The sequence below is a fragment of the Acinetobacter sp. LipI_19 genome (genome assembly GCF_058242925.1).
In genome coordinates this window covers 3,516,292-3,538,239 of sequence record NZ_JBZAYK010000001.1, presented here as the reverse complement: position 1 = coordinate 3,538,239, position 21,948 = coordinate 3,516,292, and the positions used below count along the sequence as shown (strand labels likewise).

Annotated in this window: 22 protein-coding genes; 15 read left to right on the top strand and 7 right to left on the bottom strand. The window is 38.5% G+C overall.

What is annotated here, in order from left to right; translation table 11 throughout:
• Positions 1–44: 44 nt before the first annotated feature.
• The 3 genes from AC4CVF_RS17020 to gmk form a co-directional block, all read right to left on the bottom strand.
• Positions 45–2,156 (bottom strand): RelA/SpoT family protein, encoded by a 2,112-nt coding sequence (locus AC4CVF_RS17020; protein ID WP_483770404.1) that lies wholly within the window; start codon positions 2,154–2,156, stop codon positions 45–47.
• A 212-nt stretch (positions 2,157–2,368) separates the two neighbouring features.
• A complete protein-coding gene (rpoZ, locus tag AC4CVF_RS17015; protein WP_004718302.1) occupies positions 2,369–2,650 on the bottom strand; it encodes a DNA-directed RNA polymerase subunit omega in 282 nt (93 codons plus the stop codon).
• 110 nt (positions 2,651–2,760) lie between these two features.
• On the bottom strand, positions 2,761–3,381 hold the full coding sequence (gmk, locus tag AC4CVF_RS17010) for a guanylate kinase (RefSeq protein WP_336952290.1): 621 nt from the start codon (positions 3,379–3,381) through the stop codon (positions 2,761–2,763).
• A 134-nt stretch (positions 3,382–3,515) separates the two neighbouring features.
• On the opposite strand from gmk, the gene ispH reads away from it, so the two are divergent.
• From ispH to rplS, 12 genes are all read left to right on the top strand, one after another.
• Positions 3,516–4,466, top strand: a complete 951-nt coding sequence (gene ispH / locus AC4CVF_RS17005; RefSeq protein ID WP_419358995.1) for a 4-hydroxy-3-methylbut-2-enyl diphosphate reductase — start codon at positions 3,516–3,518, stop codon at positions 4,464–4,466.
• Positions 4,467–4,608: 142 nt separating this feature from the next.
• Positions 4,609–5,091 carry a pilus assembly FimT family protein gene (locus tag AC4CVF_RS17000; protein WP_490789747.1) on the top strand — a complete coding sequence of 161 codons (483 nt, stop codon included), beginning with the start codon at positions 4,609–4,611 and terminating at the stop codon, positions 5,089–5,091.
• The gene (gene pilV, locus AC4CVF_RS16995; RefSeq protein WP_490789746.1) at positions 5,091–5,582 is read left to right on the top strand and encodes a type IV pilus modification protein PilV; all 492 of its coding nucleotides are present in this window, start codon (positions 5,091–5,093) and stop codon (positions 5,580–5,582) included. Before AC4CVF_RS17000 ends, pilV begins: the two co-directional genes overlap by 1 nt.
• A gap of 1 nt (position 5,583) precedes the next feature.
• Positions 5,584–6,630 (top strand): PilW family protein, encoded by a 1,047-nt coding sequence (locus tag AC4CVF_RS16990; RefSeq protein ID WP_490789745.1) that lies wholly within the window; start codon positions 5,584–5,586, stop codon positions 6,628–6,630.
• Entirely contained in the window at positions 6,630–7,397 is a 768-nt protein-coding gene (locus AC4CVF_RS16985) for a PilX N-terminal domain-containing pilus assembly protein (RefSeq protein ID WP_490789744.1), read from the top strand. Before AC4CVF_RS16990 ends, AC4CVF_RS16985 begins: the two co-directional genes overlap by 1 nt.
• Before the next feature lie 13 nt (positions 7,398–7,410).
• Positions 7,411–11,103 carry a pilus assembly protein gene (locus AC4CVF_RS16980; RefSeq protein ID WP_490789743.1) on the top strand — a complete coding sequence of 1,231 codons (3,693 nt, stop codon included), beginning with the start codon at positions 7,411–7,413 and terminating at the stop codon, positions 11,101–11,103.
• 12 nt (positions 11,104–11,115) lie between these two features.
• Complete coding sequence (locus tag AC4CVF_RS16975; RefSeq protein ID WP_490789932.1) at positions 11,116–11,574, top strand: type IV pilin protein; 459 nt, start codon at positions 11,116–11,118, stop codon at positions 11,572–11,574.
• On the top strand, positions 11,568–12,035 hold the full coding sequence (locus AC4CVF_RS16970) for a type IV pilin protein (RefSeq protein ID WP_490789742.1): 468 nt from the start codon (positions 11,568–11,570) through the stop codon (positions 12,033–12,035). Before AC4CVF_RS16975 ends, AC4CVF_RS16970 begins: the two co-directional genes overlap by 7 nt.
• Before the next feature lie 145 nt (positions 12,036–12,180).
• A complete protein-coding gene (rpsP, locus tag AC4CVF_RS16965; RefSeq protein WP_004718284.1) occupies positions 12,181–12,438 on the top strand; it encodes a 30S ribosomal protein S16 in 258 nt (85 codons plus the stop codon).
• Between the two features lie 27 nt (positions 12,439–12,465).
• Positions 12,466–13,014, top strand: a complete 549-nt coding sequence (gene rimM, locus AC4CVF_RS16960; RefSeq protein ID WP_336952281.1) for a ribosome maturation factor RimM — start codon at positions 12,466–12,468, stop codon at positions 13,012–13,014.
• Between the two features lie 42 nt (positions 13,015–13,056).
• Positions 13,057–13,797 (top strand): tRNA (guanosine(37)-N1)-methyltransferase TrmD, encoded by a 741-nt coding sequence (trmD, locus tag AC4CVF_RS16955; RefSeq protein ID WP_419327023.1) that lies wholly within the window; start codon positions 13,057–13,059, stop codon positions 13,795–13,797.
• Between the two features lie 275 nt (positions 13,798–14,072).
• The gene (rplS, locus tag AC4CVF_RS16950) at positions 14,073–14,444 is read left to right on the top strand and encodes a 50S ribosomal protein L19 (protein WP_234623337.1); all 372 of its coding nucleotides are present in this window, start codon (positions 14,073–14,075) and stop codon (positions 14,442–14,444) included.
• Positions 14,445–14,508: 64 nt separating this feature from the next.
• Here rplS and AC4CVF_RS16945 read toward each other — a convergent pair whose 3' ends face one another.
• The 3 genes from AC4CVF_RS16945 to AC4CVF_RS16935 form a co-directional block, all read right to left on the bottom strand.
• The gene (locus tag AC4CVF_RS16945) at positions 14,509–15,474 is read right to left on the bottom strand and encodes a lipase family alpha/beta hydrolase (RefSeq protein ID WP_336952279.1); all 966 of its coding nucleotides are present in this window, start codon (positions 15,472–15,474) and stop codon (positions 14,509–14,511) included.
• Between the two features lie 262 nt (positions 15,475–15,736).
• Positions 15,737–16,711: an esterase/lipase family protein gene (locus AC4CVF_RS16940; protein ID WP_336952278.1), complete on the bottom strand. Its 975-nt coding sequence runs from the start codon at positions 16,709–16,711 to the stop codon at positions 15,737–15,739.
• Between the two features lie 388 nt (positions 16,712–17,099).
• Entirely contained in the window at positions 17,100–18,134 is a 1,035-nt protein-coding gene (locus tag AC4CVF_RS16935; protein WP_490789741.1) for a lipase secretion chaperone, read from the bottom strand.
• 138 nt (positions 18,135–18,272) lie between these two features.
• Between AC4CVF_RS16935 and truB the strand changes: the two genes are divergently transcribed.
• The 3 genes from truB (at position 18,273) to AC4CVF_RS16920 (ending at position 20,670) form a co-directional block, all read left to right on the top strand.
• Positions 18,273–19,178, top strand: a complete 906-nt coding sequence (gene truB / locus AC4CVF_RS16930; RefSeq protein WP_336952276.1) for a tRNA pseudouridine(55) synthase TruB — start codon at positions 18,273–18,275, stop codon at positions 19,176–19,178.
• A 110-nt stretch (positions 19,179–19,288) separates the two neighbouring features.
• Positions 19,289–20,056 carry a sulfite exporter TauE/SafE family protein gene (locus AC4CVF_RS16925; RefSeq protein ID WP_490789740.1) on the top strand — a complete coding sequence of 256 codons (768 nt, stop codon included), beginning with the start codon at positions 19,289–19,291 and terminating at the stop codon, positions 20,054–20,056.
• 152 nt (positions 20,057–20,208) lie between these two features.
• Entirely contained in the window at positions 20,209–20,670 is a 462-nt protein-coding gene (locus AC4CVF_RS16920; RefSeq protein WP_490789739.1) for a hemerythrin domain-containing protein, read from the top strand.
• Between the two features lie 390 nt (positions 20,671–21,060).
• On the opposite strand, the gene AC4CVF_RS16915 is transcribed toward AC4CVF_RS16920, so the two are convergent.
• Entirely contained in the window at positions 21,061–21,930 is an 870-nt protein-coding gene (locus AC4CVF_RS16915; RefSeq protein ID WP_336952271.1) for an EamA family transporter, read from the bottom strand.
• Between the last annotated feature and the right edge of the window lie 18 nt (positions 21,931–21,948).

The following is a 21,948-nucleotide window of genomic DNA, read 5'->3' as shown; positions in this document are numbered from 1 at the left end:
GCAAAGTGCATCGAAGACTCTCGATAAACATTACAGATCTTAATTTAGCACGCTTTTGCTTTTAGCGCCTCGTTAATTGAAACGGGCATGGACATCCGACTAATTCGAGGAAAACCAAATTGCATACGTAATTCACGAATGATTTGCGCAATTTGTTTACGATTATTGACCACGATATTCACATAAGTTTTATCTTCATGAGAACGGACTGATTCAACCCCAGTTTTTGCTTTACGACATAAGTAAATCAATTCTGAAATTTGTTCATCAGTTAAAACAAGGTCAATACTCAAATAAGCATTGAAGTTAACATCGTCTTCTTCTTCCGACGTCCAGTGCAAAGACATGATGTTTTCAGGGTGTAAATGTTGCTCATGCAATAAATTATGGCAACGTGCACGATGTACAATTAAACCACGACGAGATAAATGTCCTTGAATTGGATCTCCCAATACAGGGTTACAACAGTGCGCATACTTAACATCGACACCATCGGTACCTTGAATCAAGCGCTTAGAAGCGTGTTCCTCAGTGGCTTTGGATTGAGCAAATAAATGATTGGCGACTAGTTGCGGTAGTAGGTCACCGACTGCAATTTGTTCAAATAAGGTGTCTTTATTAGATACATGGCGCCACTCTAATAAATCCTTCCAATCTGCTTCAGACAAGTCTTTAGTTGAGCGACTAAATAATTTTAAAGCACGGTTAAGCGCTTGTTGCCCCACTAAACGTTGTTCATCGGGATCTTGGTCACGCAAGATGTTCTGAATCGCACGACGTGCTTTTTGGGTATTAATAAAACTTAACCAGTCTGGATTTGGTGTTGCCAATACATCGGTAATAATTTCAACCACCTGACCACTGACTAAAGGTGTTGAAAGGGGTTTAATTTCACCATTAATTTTAGCACCAACAGCATGGTTACCTAAAAACAGACTTGCTGAATATGCAAAATCAACTGCTGTAGCACCTTGAGGCAATTCATGTAGCTGTCCGTGTGGTGTATAGACCCAGATTTTTTCTTGATGTAGATAATCAAGGAGGTCGCTAAATGTAGTCTTTGCACACTCTCCCCCGACAAGAATATCTAAATTCTTCATCGACGCTTGAATCGCTGAACGACATGCCTGTGGAGCGTTTTCACCAAGAACCACCCCAAAGCGCGCAGCTTTGCGCATCAGCTCGGTTTGAATGGTTAAAGACAATGTTGTGCGCTCACCTTTGAGTTTGATCATCAAAGATTGGTTTCCGCCTGGTAATGGCCGACGGATGTGGTCTTCATAGTCGATGACTTGGAAATTTTCTCGTAAGGCATCAACCAATCGGTCACAATCGGCAATGCTTTGTAAAATAATTTCGAAAGCGTGGCTGTGGGTGAGTTCTTGTAAGTCAATTTCGTTTTTTACAAAGTGGCGTAATAGTTCGATATTGTTATTTTTCTTTTTGATGCGTCCTTGAATATTATAATTATTGAGCAGTTCAGCTAAGTTTTGTTCCCAAACCGATTGATATTTACAGCGCTCTGGTTTGGTTTTGAGTAAATTTTCTTGTACATCATTGTACATATCGAGATCGAGATTTTGATAACACAAATGTTCTAAGTTATCCGCCATCTCATTCATACCGACAAGGCGTGCCATGGGAACAAAAATATCAAAGGTTTCTTGCGCAATTCGTGCTCGTTTATCTGGGCGTAAAGCACCCAGTGTTGTCATATTATGATAACGATCAGCGAGTTTGATAATAATGACACGTGGGTCTTGTAAGGTGGCTTGTAGAATCTTACGAAAAGATGCTGCTTTATTATATTCTTTATCGCTGGAATGGCTGAGTTTGGTAACTCCATCGACCAATTCGGCCACGGTTTTACCAAATTTTTCAGAGATATCTTCTTTGGTGAAATCAGTATCTTCAATCACATCGTGTAATAGTGCTGCCATGAGTGTTTCAGCATCCATACGCATATGTGCCAAAATACAACTCACCGCAATCGGATGTAAAATATAGGGTTCACCACTTTTACGTGTAATACCATCATGCGCAATATCAGCATAATCACAAGCCACAAGTACTCGCTCGACATCGCTTGGTTTTAAGTAAGCGTCGATAATTACATTCAGCTGTTGCTTGGATTGGCTGACCTGTTGGCCTGGCATAGAACACCTATCTTAAATTACAAATTTGAAATATTTTTCCTAATGCTTTAATGAAAAGCATATTGAGCCGCTTGTCAATTTCTAGACATCAAATATATCTATTTTTTTTAACAAATAATTTGAATTTTGTCGATTGATTGGCAAAACTTTTTGCAAAATAACTGAAATAAAAAAGCCTAGTTGAAAAACTAGGCTTTTTATAAAGGCTTAGCTTATTGGAAAGAAAAACCTTCAAGATTAAGATTGTTTGCTGATAAAGCAAGGTCAAGACTAGACGTTTGGTAATCTTGATCACGTTGCTTCAAGATATCTTTAGTCACATGACCAATCGCAATTTCACGTAATGCAACAACAGTCGGCTTGTCATTGTCCCACTCAACAGTCGGTTCAATGCCTTGACGTGCCAATTGACGCGCGCGTTTGCTTGCCACTAGTACAAGCTCAAAGCGGTTGTCCACATGGTCTAAACAATCTTCAACGGTTACGCGTGCCATAAGAGTTCTCGTTTGAATACAAATTTTTTAAATAGACTGTGCAGTATAAAATGCTTTCACTATAGACTCAAGTTTTAATCGAAGCTTATTTAGAAAGCATTGAAATACGATTAAGACTGGGGTGTAATCAGTTTGGTAATTAAAGCTTGATGACGATTTGCCTGTTGATCTATTTTTAAGCGGTTGGCATTGATCACAGATTCCAAATCATGTAACGCTTTATTGAAATCATCATTGATAATGATGTACTCAAAATTGACATATTGTTGCATGTCTTCCACCGCGCAACTTAAACGATGCTCAATGACTTCAACCGAGTCTGTACCACGATTTGAAAGACGCTGACGTAAATCAAATTGAGTAGGAGGGAGGATGAAAATTTGTTTAGATTCAGGAAAAAGTTTACGAACCTGTTCTGCACCTTGCCAATCGATCTCAAGTAGCACATCATGGCCTTTCGCCAATTGGTCTCTTACCGTTGTTTGCGCAGTACCATAATAATTACCAAAAACTTCTGCATATTCAATAAAACCACCTTGATTCACTTGATCAAGAAAGTTTTCTTTAGAGGTAAAGTGATAATGAACACCGTCGAGTTCGCCAGGTCGCTGACCACGAGTCGTATGTGAAACAGAAACGTGTAAATTGCTCACACGCTCAAGCAGCGCTTTAACGAGAGATGTTTTGCCTGTTCCTGATGCCGCAGAAACGACAAACAATAGACCCGACATGATATTTTTCCTGATATGATAAAATATCTTCTCTATTTTAGAGTAGAGCGAACACAAACAAAACTGTTTTTACACATTGTTTGTGTTTAATCGATAAAATATATCCAACCATTGAAGTGAGCATTGAGGGTTTTATGGAAATTGTATTGGCTAATCCGCGTGGATTTTGTGCAGGTGTAGATCGTGCAATTGCCATCGTCAATCGTGCGCTTGAATGTTTTAATCCACCTATTTATGTACGTCATGAAGTGGTTCACAACAAATTTGTGGTTGACGATCTACGTCAGCGTGGTGCAATTTTTGTGGATGAGTTGGATGAAGTGCCTGACGATAATATTGTTATTTTTAGTGCACATGGCGTATCTAAGGCAGTTCAACAAGAAGCAGAGCGCCGTGGATTAAAAGTCTTTGATGCAACCTGTCCATTGGTCACCAAAGTACATATTGAAGTCACGAAATATGCCCGTGAAGGAACTGAAGCAATTTTAATTGGTCATGAAGGTCACCCTGAGGTTGAAGGTACCATGGGGCAATATGACAAAAAAAATGGTGGTGAAATTTACTTGGTTGAAGATGAAGATGATGTTGCTTCATTAACAGTACATCATCCTGAAAAAATAGCCTTTGTGACCCAAACAACCTTATCTATAGATGATACTGCTAAAGTGATTGATGCTTTACGCAATAAATTCCCTCAAATTCAAGGGCCTCGTAAAGATGATATTTGCTATGCCACACAAAATCGCCAAGATGCTGTACGAGATTTAGCCACACAATGTGATGTGGTGTTGGTTGTTGGCTCTCCAAACTCATCAAATTCGAATCGTTTACGTGAGTTGGCTGAACGTATGGGCAAGCATGCTTATCTTATTGATAATGCAGATGAGTTACAGCAAGAATGGTTTAACTCAAATCATAAGATTGGTGTGACAGCAGGGGCATCTGCACCTGAGATTTTAATTAAGCAAGTAATTCAACGTTTACAGGATTGGGGTGCGACCGCGCCACAAGAATTAAATGGTCGTGAGGAAAACATCACATTTAGTTTGCCAAAAGAGCTACGGATTCATGTAACTCAAGCTTAAATTTAAACTTTATTTTTTAAGCAGATAGCTGAGATTTCAGTTATCTGCTTTTTTATGCCTTTCGTCCAACTTGTATTGGTTTTGTAAGTATTTAAGCTATGATTTTTAATAGGGTAAAGTTTTGTTGCAATGGGGAGTAGCAATGCAAAATAATCGGGGATTCACCTTAATTGAGTTAATGGTGACGATTGCTGTTCTGGCAATTGTTGCATCGATTGCAGCGCCCTCTTTTGGCGATATGCTTGAAAAACAAAATTTAAAAAAAAGTGCGGAAGAACTTATTGTTGTTATGAATAAAGCAAGATCAAAAGCGGTTATTGAGAGAAGACCTTACGTTACTGTTAATTTGGCGCCTTTAGCAAATGCAGTAGATACAAATGAGGAGTTGAACTGGAGACCTTCGGGGAAATCGGTATTAAAAACAGGATCTCCAACTACAATACAATTTGGAATCACGGGTGGGGTCTTTGTCTCTGATACCGATCATCCTACCTCTGTGAGCCCTGAGACATCTGATACTGTTTTTACGATTTGTAGTAGCAGTATTGGAACGAATAAGAAGTCAAAAACAATAACAGTTACTAGAATGGGGACGATTCAAATCATATCTGAGGGGGCGTGTTAATGAAGCATCAAAAAGGTGTTGGTATGATCGAAATATTGGTTGCGCTATTAATTTTAGCAATCGGTGTTTTGGGTTATGTTGCCTTGCAATATAGAGCTTTAGAGGCTTCTGCTGAAAGTACTTCACGAATCCAAGCGATTACATTAGCTCGGGATCTGGCTGAAAGAATACGTGTCAATCGTAATGCTTTTTCAGTTTATGAAGCACAAATACAAACTGCAACGAATCAAAAAGGTTTTAAAACAAACTGTATTACTGCCAATTGTACTGACACTGATTTGGCTGATTTTGATGTTTCACAAATCAGTAATCGAGCTGCAAGTTTAGGTATGACGATTAATATTATGGGGTGTCAAAATACAAATAATAGAAGTTGTATTTATGTGGCGTGGGGAGACTCAAGCGCAACAAATGGCTCTAATGCTGGTGATTGCACAAATGGCAATGCATATAATGCAAATTCAACCTGTGTAATTATGGAGACCTATTAAAGTGATAAATCAAAAAGGTTTCACACTCATAGAGTTAATGATTTCTCTTACTTTGGGGCTAATCATTTCTGCCGCTGCAATATTATTGTTTTTAACTAGCGGGAAAAGCTTATCCTTACAACAAGGCGTATCCGATATTCAAGATAATGCTAATTTTGGCTTAAATTATATAACTCATGATCTAAGGCTAACCAACTTATATACAGATGAGTCGGTCATTAATGATGCAACTGTAAATGGTGGAATTGTACTGACATCTTCTGCAAACCCTCATAAAGATACATCTAAGACCCCCCCATTAATTACAAGTAATTTAGTCGGCACGATCGTGGGGGATACGGCCAATATTAATTTATTATCCAGAAGTCCTGGTACAGGCGTCACAGTAGGCTCTGGGGATTCGTGGACAGGCGCATCAAATGTAAAAGAATCAAGCACAGACTTAGCAAGTGATCAGCTTGTTATTCAATATGTTCCCATCTATCAACTAGAAAAAAGAAAGGGTGCTAATGTTTGGGTCGGCGGCTTTGACTGTGAGGGGAAAGAGTTAGTTTTTTCTGAAGCTGATGGAAAACAAGTGATTGTGCAACGTTACTTTTTAAGAGCTGATGCGAATGCTGGTAGTAGCGAACCGAATAAACCATTAGCTTTAGCCTGTGATTCAGGTAATTATTCTGCTGATATAACTAATCCTACATCAATAGCGGGGTTTGGAGGAGCGGGGCAAATCGTGATGAAACGTGTTGATTATTTTAGAGTATTGCTTGGTGTTCAGGATGATATTTTAAATCGTCGTAGATACTATTCAGTCAATGACTATATGAATTTGACTTCAATCAATAAACCAAGAATTGTGTCTTTACAACTCGGAATGCTTATCCGCTCAACACAATCTGTAGGCGCAGAAGCTACGATTAAAAATGATCAACAATTTACTGTGTTAGATAAAACCATAACCGTTAAAGTTTCTACACAAAATACAAAATATGTCAGACAGGTTGTATCTCAAACTGTTGCGCTAAGAAATGCAATAGGAGACAGACAATAATGAAAAATAACCAAAAAGGGGCAACACTCATTGTTGTGTTAGTTTTCTTAGTTGCGATCACGATCATTGGAACTATCGCTATTCGACAAAGTATGGTGGCATTAAATATTGCAACAAATGCTCAAGTGCAACAATTATTGACCCAGAACTCGGATGCTGTTTTTTTTCAAGCTGAACAGCCAAGTAATTTAGGTGTAAGCCTTACGGGTATTGGTATGTTTGGTTATATCAACAATAAGACAGATAAAGATAAAGAATTGGTGTTTTGTTATCGAGGAGACCAAAGCTCTTTTTTTGATATTTCTCGAGCAAGTATTATGCAATGGACGGAGGGGAAAGCTCCAACCAATAATGATTTAGGAACAGAGGGTTATTGTGATGCGACAAAACAAGATAAAAACTGGTTTACCAGTGGACGTCGTGCGGTATTAACACAAGTTTCTGTGAAATTTCCTTCCAAAAATGTTGGTGGCCCTTTTTCAAATCGAGTCTCAGGTACAGATGGACAGGTTTCGAAGTTTGAAGAAAGTAAGCCTGTGAAAATCTTTGCAGTATCTATTATGCCAAGTATTTCGAGTGCTGATCGTACGGCTATTAATGATTGCCTACATTCTAAAATGAATGATGTAACAATTCCAGCAGATGTATCTCCGACAACGGTTTCAGATGAGAATAAACAAGATATAACGACTTGTTTAAAAAATTTAAATGTACCGTTCACAACACAAGTGAGTGAGTATGTCCTTGCACAAGAAAGTGCTTCATAGTGGGGAGTCGATTATGAAAATTAACAATAAACAATTGAAGCGTAATGTAATACTTCATAAAAGACTTCTTGCTTTGAGCATGAGTGCTTTTTGCACGGGGCTAGTCGTAAGCAGTGTGGTACAAGCCAGTGATATTGATATCTATCAGCAAGCTAAAGCTGGAGATATTACCTTGATGTTGTTATTGGATATCTCGGGAAGTATGGGGTCCATGAAATCGAATAGTGGCTTTAGTTTTTCAGATGATTATGGATTAAAAGATTGTGGTACTTCAAGTCAAACAGCTTCACCTAATAATGGTAATTCTTTAACATCATTTAATAATAAGACTGCCTACTATGTAACGTCATCAACAACGCCATCTTATCCTAGAAATTTTTGTTATGTAAGAGCGGCTTCAGCCCCTGCTGGTGTTAGCAATACCAGTACAGGCTGTGAAAGACAGTCCAATGGTGATTATCGATGTTACGATCGGCTTACACGTTTAAAGGATGGCTTATTTGATCTATTACAAGGAAACCCTGCAAAAGGTATTGAAAGAGTCTCTGGTGACAAAGTAATAGGATTATCCGCTTATTCAAACAGAGATAGTAAAACTGGGTTTATATTAACAGCCGCAAGGCGATTGGATTGTCAAACAGGTAAGGCAGGTTGTGAAGCAATACCCAGCACTGCGGACCAAAGAACAATTTTACTCACGAGAATAGCTGATTTAACAGCCTATAATGGAACACCTACAGCCAATGCTTATGCAGAAGCTGCAGCTTATATGATGGGGTCTACAACTCAAGGTATTTCAAACAGTGGTTTTAGCAATGCATACAGCGATGTAAATAAGAGCAGAAATAATTATATTGCACCTGAAAGTATTCGAAATCAAATCGCAGATCCAGAAACTGCAACATGTAGTGGACAAGGGATCTATGTATTGACAGATGGCTATCCTAACGGTAACAGTGGATCACAAAATTTAATGAATAAGGCTTTGGCTGGGATGTCAACTGTTGCAGCACCGCCAAGGGGAGATGATGGTGCTGATGGTTGGAATACAACACAATCCTTTGTCACAAAAATATTAACTTCTAGTCAAAATCCAGCAGGTTTAAAGTATAAAACAGCTGTTGTTGGTTTTGGTAGTTCATTTAGTGGGGCTAATGGTGTTCCCAAAAATGATACTGGTTTGACTCAAGAAGAATATATTGCAAAAATCAATAATTCATCGTTGGATTATAATGTTAAACAAGCGGCGATTTGGGGCGTGCGTGGCGATGGGGGATGGTTTTCAGGCGCTAACTCAGAAGATGTTGTAAACAGTATTAATACATTTATTAATGGTTTAGGCGGTGAAATTCCAAAAGTAACCACAGGAGCTCCAACTGTACCAAAAGATTCTTTAAACCCTTCTGTGCTTTTACAAAATGCGTTTTATCCTCAATTTCAACCTACGCCTGATAAAGACTATCAACTTTGGGTTGGAAATCTAAAAAAATATAAAGTTGTTAGAGGCGTTTTAAAAGATAAAAATGATAAAGCAATTACAGATTCAGCTGGGAAGCTTGTAAATAACTATGATTATTGGGCGAAGGCAGTTGTAGAGAGTGTGAAAGATGCAGATGAAAATACTGTTGGAAGTATTAAATTTGCTTTAATGGGAGGCGTGAAGTCTCAATTAGAATTGCGTACTACAGCTGATACGGAAAATCGTAAATTATTAACCAATCGCGTTATAGATGGTACTGGAAGCACAGCCAAATTCGTCAATAGTACAAATTTAAGACAGGTAAAAGTTTCAGATCTAACAACTGACTATAAATATGATGTTAACAGAGGTTATTTAATTTCTTTACTTGGTTATAAGGTAGATGCAGAAAACCCAGATTCAATTACTTCGACATCTTTAGCAAATACGAGTGAACTTCGGCAAGTTGGGGCCGTAATGCATTCTTCGCCAATTTTGATTACCAATAAAGGTAAAATTACTTATACAAATTATCAATTGGGATCTTCAAAGCGAGAAGACTATGTTCTTTTTGGAACAACACAAGGGCTTTTACATGTTGTAGATGCTGAAACAGGTAAAGAAAAATTTGCTTTTGTACCCAATGAAATGGTGGTAAATCAAAAAAATGCATTTTTAGATTATACAAAGACAGAAATTACAGGTGCTTTAAATAAATTATATTATGGCGTTGATGGGCCATGGACAACTTATACAGAGTATGTGGCAGATTCGAATGGTGCTTTAACGGTTGGTACTGGACGTAATAACCAAAAAGGCAAACAGTTTGCATATGGTGGCTTACGTATGGGCGGACGTAGTTACTATGCATTGGATTTAAGTAATATTAATAGTCCAAAACTACAATTTCAAATCGCTCCAGCAGATAAGAAAATTTACTACAATGGTTCAAGTAACTCTATTGAGGCACTTAAATATATGGGACAAAGTTGGTCTAAGCCAACAATTGCTTGGGTCAATTGGGGGAAAAAGCGCAAGAGAGTTATGTTTGTTGGTGGTGGTTATGATGCAGGTGGGATTGATGGTGATGCACATAACACAGCTGGGGTAAAAGAAGCATATTCAGGTTATGAGAATGATACATATAACCAAACCAGTAAGATTGGTGGTGGTGTATATATGTTTGATGCAGATAATGGAAACTTATTGTGGTGGGGAAGTGCAAATGCGACTACTGCGCAAGGTGCGAGTACTTTTACAAATGATCCAAATTTAAAATATAGTGTGGTCAGCGAAATTCGAGCAGAAGACCGTGATAATGATGGATTAGCAGACCATCTATATTTTGGTGATTTGGGAGGGCAGATGTTTCGTATCGATCTTGATAATAATGCGGGATCAGATACTGCACTTGTAAAAACACCGCGTTTATTGCTGAATTTAAATTCTTCAACTGCTGGTGCAAACTCTCGTTTTTATGAAATGCCCGCATTTTCAACCTATAAACAGGCTGGGCAAAACTTTGCTGTTATTTCAATTGGTAGTGGAAATCGTAGTGCACCATTAAAAGAATATACAGTGGGAACGGCTGGTTATGATTATGATATTGTCTATAATATTTATGATAAAGATGTCGTTGCTGAAAACTTATTTAAGTCAGGTTATACATATCTCACCAATACCTCTACTTTGGCAAACTTAAATGAAATAACCCAGGCTAAGAGACTTGATGACACAACTATAGTTGCCCCATTTACCACGAACGGTTGGTACTATCGATTTAAATCCAATAAGTTACAAAGTGCAAAAGTATTTTCTACTCCAATTGTCTTAAATTATCGTATGTTTGTTTCGGTTTTTGATGGCAGTAAAGATGGTCTTTCTGGTGCTTGTGGGGCTGGTGTCAAAGGTGAAAGTTTCCTTCAACAATTTTGTATGCCGTTTGGCCAATGCCCAAAGTCTACCAATATAGAGTGTTCTACAGGTGATGGTTGCTCAATTGGTCCAGGCTTGCAGATTACAACAGTTGTATCAGACCCAAAACCAGATCCAGAGAATTGCGACTCAGCTAAAGAAGATTGTGAGGTTAAAAATAATCCAAATCCTAAACCTGATGATGGTAGTAATAACAAAAATTACTGTATTTCTACGGGTGATCGGGGAGTTCTGGTTAAAGATGGAATCATATCTGCGGGTGGGAGTAAAATGTGTTTAATTCCTCAGCGTTGGTATGAGCTTTCAAGGTAGGACGAATGTATGATGAAACAATCTCGTTCTTTGGGATTTACATTAATTGAACTCATGGTCGTAGTGATAATTGTTGCAATATTTGCAGCAATCGCCATCCCAAACTATCAAAGTTTTGTTCGTAGATCCACCGCAGCTCAGGCACAACAAGAAATTCAGCGAATTGCTACTCTTTTAGAGCGCAATAAAAGCCGTAATTTTAATTATCTAGGTTTTTCTCTGACCCCAAATCCTTTTGTTATTCCTATAGGATCAACAGGAAGCGCTATAAAATATTCGATTACAGTCATGGATGGAACTGATTCTTCTAGGCCATTAACAAATGCTGCAGCAGCTGGTCAAGATTACATCATTAGAGCGTTATCGAACGATGATAAAAACTTTAGTTATGTGTTAAGTAGTACTGGGTTGCGTTGTAAAAAAATAGGAAAAACAATTGACTATATTTGTGATGGGGCTGAGGCATGGTAAATAAGCGAAGCGGTTTTACATTGATTGAGCTTATGATTGTTGTTGCGATAATTGCAATTTTGGCTACTATTGCTTATCCATCGTATCAGGAGTATGTGAGACGTACCAAACGAGTAGATATGCAAGCCTCAATGCAACAAATCGCGTTTCAAATTCAACAATATAAAATCGCTAATTTTACCCTGATAGGTGCAAATAAAAGTGATTTAGGCATTGAAGCTAATTATCCTATTCAAGGGACAGCTTTATACACAGTAAGTATTTCACCAGTAGACAGTGCAGGGAAAGTTATATCTAATTCATGGTCTATTATAGCTACTCCTGTCTCAACTGGAGGGCAAAAGGGGGATGGTGATATTGTATTAAACTCACGCGGCGAGCGTTGTTGGACAAAAGGTACAGATATAAATGGTGGAGCACCTTGCACCCCATCAGCAACCACAAATTGGGATGGCAGATAAAAATCAAATTCAAAATTGTGGATAAATAAAATTTGATCTTTCTTTCAAGCCAAAGATAACGTAAAATATCGCCCTCTATGAAAGGGGTTTGAAATGTGTCGATGGTCGGTACAAGGATAATCCGTAAAAACTATAAGGTTCTATCATGGTTGTAATTCGTCTAGCACGCGGTGGTGCTAAAAAACGTCCGTTCTATCAAGTAATCGTAACTGATAGCCGCAATGCGCGTGACGGTCGTTTCATCGAACGTATTGGTTTCTTTAACCCTACAGCTCAAGGTAAAGCAGAAAAACTTCGTTTAGATGCTGATCGTTTTGCTCATTGGGTTGCTCAAGGCGCTCAACCGTCTGAACGTGTTGCTTCTTTAGCTGCTCAAGCTAAGAAAGCTGCAGCTACTGCATAATTAAACCTTTAATTAGGCAGTAAGCCCATGACACCAGCACAGAATGTGCCCGAAGATCGTATTCAGATTGGACAGCTACGTTCAGCATATGGATTAAATGGGTGGCTCTGGGTCTATTCCAATACAGAACCTATGAGCAACATATTTGACTACCTCCCTTGGTACATTGAGACCAAAGAAGGTTGGCAAATTGTAGACGTAAAACGTTGGAAACCACATGGCAAAGGCTTGGTTGTTTCGTTGAAAAGTGTGAGTGATCGCACTGCAGCAGATAACTTAGTTGGTGCTAATGTTTGGATTTCAAAATCGCAACTGCCTCAAGCAGGCGTGGACGAGTATTACTGGTCTGATTTAAAGGGGCTAATTGTATTAGGTCTGAATGATGAAGAGCAGGAAGTAAATCTTGGTCAAATCCATGAATTGTTTGAAACAGGCGCCAATGATGTCATGGTTGTTCGTGCAACAGCAGATAGCATCGATGGCGAAGAGCGAATGATTCCATGGCATAAAGATGTGGTACAACGCGTTGATCTCGAAGCTGGTCGTATCTATGTCAATTGGGGCGTAGATTTCTAATCCGATAAGGATTGGCGCAGCAGGAAAATAGAGGAGTCTGCGATGTTTTTTGCAGTCATTACGCTTTTTCCTGAAATGTTTGAAGCGATTACAGCGTACGGTATTAGCGGGCGAGCAGCAAAGCGTGACATTGTACAAGTTCATTGTATCAATCCGCGAGAATTTGCTGAAGGTAACTACAAACGAGTGGATGAACGTCCATTTGGTGGTGGTCCTGGTATGGTGATGATGGCTGAGCCATTGGCAAAAGCCATCCACCATGCGAAAGAACTTGCAAAGCAAGCAGGTGCAGTTCAGGTTCCTGTGGTGTATATGTCACCGCAAGGACAGACCTTAAATGAACCAGCAGTACAGCAATTTGTTGAATATGATGGATTAATTGTACTGTGTGGACGTTATGAGGGTGTTGATGAGCGTTTGATCCAAAAATATGTTGATCAGGAATGGTCAATAGGTGATTACGTATTATCAGGTGGCGAACTCCCTGCGATGGTTTTATTAGACAGTATTATTCGACGTTTGCCGAATACCATGTCAGATGAACAATCTGCAGTGCAGGACTCTTTTGTGGATGGTCTTTTAGATTGCCCACAATATACCAAGCCAGATCATTTTGAAGGTTTGGATGTTCCTGAAGTACTTAAGTCAGGGCACCATGCCAATATTGAAAAATGGCGGTTTTTGCAACGCTATCAACGCACTTTAGAACGCCGACCTGAGTTGGTGGAACAAGTTGAGTTGACCAAGCAGCAAAAAAAATGGCTAAAAGATGAGCGAGGGTAGGCAAGCATTGATTATGTTTGTTTGAACGCGAGTCAGAAGCTGTACTTCTAAGTCAGGAAATAGCAATAATTCATGATTATTGCCCTGAGGAATTTAAGTTCCATAAGAAGTCGGCTTCGAGAAAATACTTATTTTTAAGTACTTATATTAGGCTCTTTATTGATCTGAGTAACATCAGAAGTAAAGGGAAAGATAAACGGGTTGATACGCGATTTAGCCTCTATCCCCAGCGGTTGTGCAGACCTCTTCTGTCCCGCAAAACGGAGATTCCCACAATGAGTGGTAAACATCCTTTAGTTCAAGCAATTGAAAACCAACAGTTAAAAACTGATATCCCAGCTTTTGCTCCTGGTGACACAGTTATCGTTCAAGTAAAAGTAAAAGAAGGTGAGCGTGAGCGTCTTCAGGCTTTTGAAGGCGTAGTAATTGCGAAGAAAAACCGTGGCTTGAACTCTGCGTTCACTGTACGTAAAATTTCTAGCGGTGTTGGTGTTGAGCGTGTATTCCAAACTCACTCTCCAATCGTTGCTAAAATCGAAGTGAAACGTCGTGGTGACGTTCGTCGTGCTAAGCTTTATTACCTACGTGAATTGTCTGGTAAAGCTGCTCGTATTCGTGAAAAATTACCAGCACGTAAACAAGGTTAATTTTAACTTTGCTTTACAGCTAAAAAATGCGCCAAATGGCGCATTTTTTTATTTCTTGCTTCTGTTAAAGCCCTTGTAATTTTAGACGATTGGTATGTTCACGGTAGACCTGCACTGGGTCTGGTGAAAAAATTGCACGTAATCCTAAAACTTGATTGACCTCATCTAAGTGGTTCCAGCGGTAATCATCCCGAATAGTTTTACCAAATTTAGCACTACATCGTGAGACTAAACCATCATTATCACGACCAGCGTTAATCAATAGACTTGTACCAAGTAGAGCAGAATCCAAGTCTAGAAGATTTGTAACAGCCGTATTGCCGGTAAATGAGTAAAATTGAATTCCTTTTTCTTGATATGCCCCTTCACCACAAGTTGTGTTACCGACACCCATGGGAAATTTACTGTTAAAGAGTGCAGAACCTTCAATAGTTAAGCTTTTCCCACCCGCCAAGGCATCATGAGGGAGTTCATTGGGATTAAGACCTTGTGCCCAGACAATTGCTTTTGAAAATAAGTTTACGATACTTACCAATGGGCCTTGGATCGGTGTGCCTTCTACGCTTAAGACTAGGTTTGCAACAGGACTGCCTTTCTGTGGAGAGCCAACAGCTGTGACAGAAGCAATTTGATTAGGCATAATACCTGCGACATAGCGGCTGGTTGGACCGCCATGAGAATGTCCGATCAGATTGACTTTTTGACTGCCAGTAATTGCTAGAATCTCTTCCACTTGTTGTGCCAATTGCTCACCACGCACTTCGGTAGAATTAAAAGGAGATACTCGTGTGGCCCACGTATTGGCGCCGTTACGAGCCAAATCTGGTAAAATTTGATACCAGTAATCTAATCCTAAAACATCGCCAACACGAATAAACCCAGCCATACCATGCACAAATACCACAGGATATTTGGTTTTTGCATACTCAGAATTTACTTTGCTAACAGTCACTTGTTGCGCATTAGATGCATGTGCAGTTGTTAATGTACTCGTCAGAAGTAGACTGGCGATAATACGTCCATATTTCATTTTAAAGCTCCATCTATTTTATTATTTGGGGGTTTTAATACCTCAATCTTAAATTTATTGAGTGTAATATATTAATTTTGATCATGTTTTTTTGGATTGTAACTTTGGTTTCTTCGGTTTTTAAATCTAAGTTCAAATCAGATTCTGGAATTCGAAATTCAATACGATGTTGAGTATCAAAAATGGTTCCAGAATCATTAACTATTCAACTATAAAATAGACTGAATGAACAGTACATTTTATCGCCTCTCATCGGCAATATTTACAAGCCTTGTAACTTCAGACGATTGGCATGTTGACGGTATTGATCAAGCGGGTTTGGCGCAAAAAATAGGCCATGTAGTCCTAAAATTTGATTGACTTCATCCAAGTGAGTTTGTCGGTAATTGTCTCGGATTACTTGCCCATAATGGCTATTACAACGACTAACTAAACCATCATTATCTAAATTTTTATAAGACAACGGTGCCAGCGTAGAGATTACGCCATCAACAACATCCAAAATGTTGGTGAATTGAGCCGTACCCGTCCAAGAATAATGATAAATACCATTGGCTGTCACTTTTTGACCATCGCCACAGTCTTTTGGAATTGCAGCACTTGGATATTTTGCATTGAACTCAGCAGAGCCTTTCTCACTGATACTTTGTAAAGAGTTATTAAGGCTTATAGAAAGGGAAGGATTACCTTCAAGCAGTGTAATCACAGGTGCTAAGATATATTGACCGAGAATTGTGAGAAGCGCATTTACACCTCGATTATTTACAATATCGTCAGCGACCTTAGAGCCTTTAATTGTTCCAGCAACAGCAGTTAAAGAGGCGACTTTTGTTGGTGCAACGATTTCTATATAGCGAATTGTTGGTCCACCATGACTATGCCCAATAAGATTGACCTTGGGCGAGCCAGTCAGTGCGATCACTTCATCGACTTGCTGTAAGAGCTGTTCACCCCGAACTTGTGTCGATTCCAATGGGGAAACTTGAGTCGCATAAACTTTTGCGCCATTACGGGCTAAATCAGGGAGGATCTGATAGAAATAATCTAAGCCAAAGGATGAGGTTCCAAGACGGGTAAAACCGAACATTCCATGATTAAAGACAATGGGGTATTTAGTTTTTGCATAGTCTGAACTAACATAACGTGGGTTTACCGTTTGTAATCCAGACGCAGATGCAGTCATCGAACTGAGTCCAATGATTAAACTTAGGGCGAGAATATTGATGTTAAATTTCATTTTAAAATACTCTTTTTGTTTTAAGTGAATTATTGATCAACAAGTAGTCTATGTTGCAAGCTAAAATTTGCTTACAACCCTTATGATTTCAAGCAATGGGTATGTCATCATTTTCATTATTACCCGAAACCAAAAGTGCGAGTTGCATTAAAGCTTTGTTAATCCCTAACAAATTTCTAGTCTTTGTTAACCCTCCTATGAGATTGTCATAAATATTATTTTCAAATTTATACCATCAAATTTAACAGCATCTTTGATATGTGAAATTCCATAAAATTCTTACGCTTAGATTTAAAATCAAAGACGTAGAATGTGGCATAAACTCAGAATTAAATATTTTTTGTTTCTGCCTTTTTATCATTTTATGGCTGCTTTAAATATTTATAGACTAATTCGCAAAAGGTAGTTTGCCTCCTTGGTCATGCACTGTTTCGAAAGTTTGTAATCTGAGTTGTTCTTGCTGATTTGCAAATTGTTGTGCTTTTAATTGTTCTACAGCACGCTGTTTGGTTGAGTCACTCAGATTACTTTTGAGGATGTTGTCACGCGCAGCAAGGTATTGATTAACTTTGCCTTTCCAATCACTTCTTTGTACATCAAGTGTTTCTAAGCGTTGTGTCGCTTCTGGTCCCACTAGATTGGTGCGCATTTGACGAAGCTCTTCCGCAGAACCACCACGTGCCTTAATCTCCGCTGTCAATTTTCTTAAGTCTTCAAGTTGATTTAGTTGTTTTAAGTTTTCTTTCCAGTCTTCTGGAAGTTGCTCGAAAAGTTCTTTGAGTTTTTGCGCTTTTTCAGCCGTAGATAATTTTTGATTATCCATAATTTCTAGACGGTCTACGGTATATTGGTCATAGGTGTCCTGTGTACCGAATAAGCCTTGAATTTCATAATTTGAGAAGAATTTTTTTCTTAAGTTTTGAGTGTTGACCAAGATCTGCTGATAGTACTTTGCACTTTCTTTATCTGCAGTGGGTGCTGGTAAATCGCCTAATTTACTTCTGTAATCGATATAACGTGTCCATAGATTATTTAATTGCGATAACACAGGCTCTTTATAGCTGATTTTGGTATAACTGAGAAAATCTGCTTTGATTTGCTCAATGGTTTTTTCACCATATTGTGTAATGAAATATTCAAAACAATCTTTGGTCTGCTCATTAACAATTAAACGATTGGAAGCATCAGCGCGGATTTGACAATTGATTTGCGTATCTTGTTGGCTTTTACTGGCAAAGTTCTGTGCTTCAGATGCAGCGAGCTGAGTTGAAGTCAATGGTCCAGTCTGCTGCTGAAGTGCTTTTTCAGATGTTGATGTTGTTTCAGTAGACTCTGTATTGGGTTTTAGCCAAAAAATCACGGCTAAAAGAATGATCAAGAGACTACCAATGATTATCCCAATCATTTTTTTAGATAGATCCATCTAATATTCCTACAATTTTTAGTCTTTTTATTGAAAATAAAATTTGCCATAGAATTCTAAATTTCAAACAGAAAATTTGTAAAAATAGACGAATGGTTTTTGCTAAAATAGCGCATTATTCTCCGTATTCAGACCAATATGTCTTCAAAAGCTCAGAAAATACCGCGTCGCCATATCAGTGGTGTTTTTTTATTGAATAAGCCTTTGGGCATTAGTTCAAATGCCGCGTTACAAAAAGTACGTTGGTTATATCGAGCTCAAAAGGCAGGGCATACAGGAGCGCTTGATCCTTTGGCATCAGGACTGTTACCAATCTGCTTAGGTGAAGCGACTAAATTTTCACATTATTTGTTAGATTCTACCAAGCGCTACCAAACAACCATTCAGTTAGGCCATAGCACGACAACTGGTGATGTAGAAGGCGAAGTTTTACTTGAAAAAGATGTCCCTGAATTAAGCCAAGAAAGTATTCAACAGGTTCTGGCTCAATTTACTGGGGATATTCAACAAGTTCCTCCGATGTATTCAGCCTTAAAAAAACAGGGTCGTCCTTTATATGAGTTGGCTCGTCAGGGAATTGAAATTGAACGTGATGCACGGCCGATTCATATTTTTGCCATTGAGTTGCTTGAGTTTACCCCACACAGCCTGACCCTGGATATTACCTGTTCTAAAGGAACTTATATTCGTGTTTTGGGCGAAGACATTGCCAAAGCACTGGGGACATTTGGTCATTTAACATATTTAAATCGAACTCAAACTGGTCATTTTGATTTGATTCCGGAATATACCATTGAATATCTGGAAAGCCTGACTGAACAAGCGCGTGAAGCTTTGTTGCTACCTGTATATGCACCAATCGATCATTTCCCTAAAGTTCAAGTACCTGAAGGACGTGCGGAATATTTTTGCCGCGGTATGGAAAGCAATATTGAACATGTTGCCTCAACCGAAGTCTTGGTTTTTGATGCTGATAAATGTTTAGGATTGGCAGAAATTACAGATACAAAACGTTTAGTGCCTAAACGTGTTTTAAATCTTTAATTCCGTTTCATCGTTAGAAAATTACTCAGTTTAAATTTAAACCTGATTAAGCCAAAGTACGGTTAAGTCTCCCAGCGTTAATAGACGCCTTTAAAAGATAAGTGAATGTTATGGAATTTGATATCATCCTCAGTTTGGTGTTCTTTGCCTTTAGTGCAGGGGCAATTGATGCTGCCGTTGGAGGTGGAGGGCTGATTCAAATTCCTGCATTAATGGGGGCTTTACCGCATTATCCTACTGCTACAGTTTTTGGAACCAATAAACTGGCTTCGATTTGTGGAACAGCATCGGCTGCTTTTTCATATTTAAAACAAGTCAAAATTCAGTGGAAACTGTTGGCGGTGATTGGAATCACGGCATTTATTAGCTCATTTGCTGGCGCTGCTTGTGTCTCACTTATCCCCCAAGAAATTTTGCGACCATTTGTATTGTTTATGCTGATTGTGATCGCAATCTATACATTTTTTAAAAAGCAATTTGGACAAGTCCATTTTCAACAAGAAATCACCCATAAAATGTTATTAATCGCGGGTGTGGGTGGTTTATTAATTGGCTTTTATGATGGGATATTTGGACCGGGCACAGGTAGTTTTTTCATCTTCTATTTTATTCGTTATCTGAAAGTTGACTTTTTACATGCGTCGGCGCTTTCAAAAATTGGTAATTTCATGACTAACTTTGCCGCACTGAGTTTCTTTATTCCCACTGGACATGTGTTATTTCAATTGGGTCTACTGATGGCTGTTGCCAATGTATGTGGTTCATTGGTTGGTGTGAAAATGGCGCTGAAATATGGCAGTGGTTTTATTCGAATTTTATTTTTGATTTTGGTCAGCATTTTGATTTGTCGCTTGGCCTATCAAATGTTTATTGCGTAATTTCGCAGATTCTCTCGTTAATTTTTTTGATACAAAAAAGCTTAAATTTTGTCAGGATTTTTTTTGATTAGTCTTCTAATATTGTTGGTTTCTTGATCGAAAATTACAAACCGAAGCAATGGAAGGCAAATATCATAAAAAGAGGGATTTAGATGAATATATTTGAGGCTTTGAGAGAAAGCCATATCATTCAGAAGGATTTGTCAGAACAGTTAGCGCATACCTCAGGCGATAGCCCTGAACGAAGGAAAATTTTTAATTTATTAAAAAATGAACTATTTGCCCATGCGGTTGCGAAAGATCGCTATTTTTATATGCCGTTAATGATGACGGATTCAGGTTTAAATATTACCCGTTTGGCACTTGCTGAACATCATGAGATGGATGAAATATTACAGTCGCTAGAACAAACTGATTTTAGCCACTCACGTTGGTTGGTTTTAGCGAAACGATTATCTGAAATCATCGCGCATCATATTCAACAAGAAGAACATTCTTTTTTTCAAAAAGCCTTAAAAATTTTAGATGAAAATCAAAAATTAATCTTAGCGAAGAAGTATTTATCCGAATATAAAAAGTATAAAGCAAAAGACCTTATCCGCTTGGTGGGCTAAACCTGTTGGTTATCAATTCATTTTTGTACGTTTAAATCATAGATGATTATCCTACCGTGGAGCGACATGGATGTTGCCGTGGGACGGGGGTACATGATGTATCTCTCGCCCAACATGAGCAAAAACAAAGCAGGGCTTTGTTTGCAGCGCAAGATTTGGTATCCCCTACGAAAAGTGTGGCATTCCAAATTTTTATAATTAAATAATTTATTTCTACATATCATTGATTTAATTTGGAATATTAAGTAATAAGAATTATGCTCTTGTGTCTGAGTTTATTGACAGGTTGGCTATATCATTTATTTACGCTGATCTTCTTTTCTTCCTAAAAACCGCGTAAATATGGTCGGGATTATGTATTACTGGCAGTGTGTTAGCATTGATAATGTTTTAATGAGCATTTGAGCTTTTCGCCGCTCTAAATGTTACTCCTACCGATGCAATCATAATGCAGACTAAAGCAACGGTTTGCCAAGCAGTAATATGTTCATTCAGTAATACCATACCTGAAATTGCGGCAAGAGCTGGAGATAGACTCGATAAAGTACCATAGCTCATTTTGCTTAATTGTTTTAAAGCAAGCAGATCTAAGGCATAAGGAATGGCGGTTGCTAAAAGTGCAATCAGCAAGGCTTTGCCCCAGTACTGTGTTTGTAGTAAGGCATCTGGGTTGTGAACGGCACTGATTGGCAGCATAACCAAGGCAGACAAGACGATTGCAATACTAAGCGCATGCATACCAATATTTTGTCGTACAACTTTTTGCCCGAAATAGATATAACTCGCCCAGCATATGCCCGCACCCAAAGCAAAAGCAGCACCAAGATAGGAAAAATTATGTTGTGTCGCATCTTGCCAAGGCACCATCAGTGTAATACCGATGATGGCAAGAAACACCCAAATATAGTCACCTTTTCGCTTAATCGAAAGTAGTGCCAAAGTTAATGGACCTAAAAACTCTAAACCAACTGCAATGCCTTGAGGTAATTTCCCTAAAGAGGCATAGAACAGCACATTCATCAAACAGACTGAACCACTATAGTAGAGCAGTTCATTCCATCTGAGATAAGGTAAACGTTTTATAATTTTCCAAGAACGGAACATTAAAATAATTAAAATAGAAGCAAAACATAATCTTAAGGTAACCACAGTAATCGGATCTAAAACCTCAAATAACTGTTTTGCAAATGAGGCACTGATCTGATAAGCCACCATAGATAAGACCATGAAAAGCACAGCAGTGAGTTGAGAGTTTGGCATATCTAAGGTGAAGAAAAA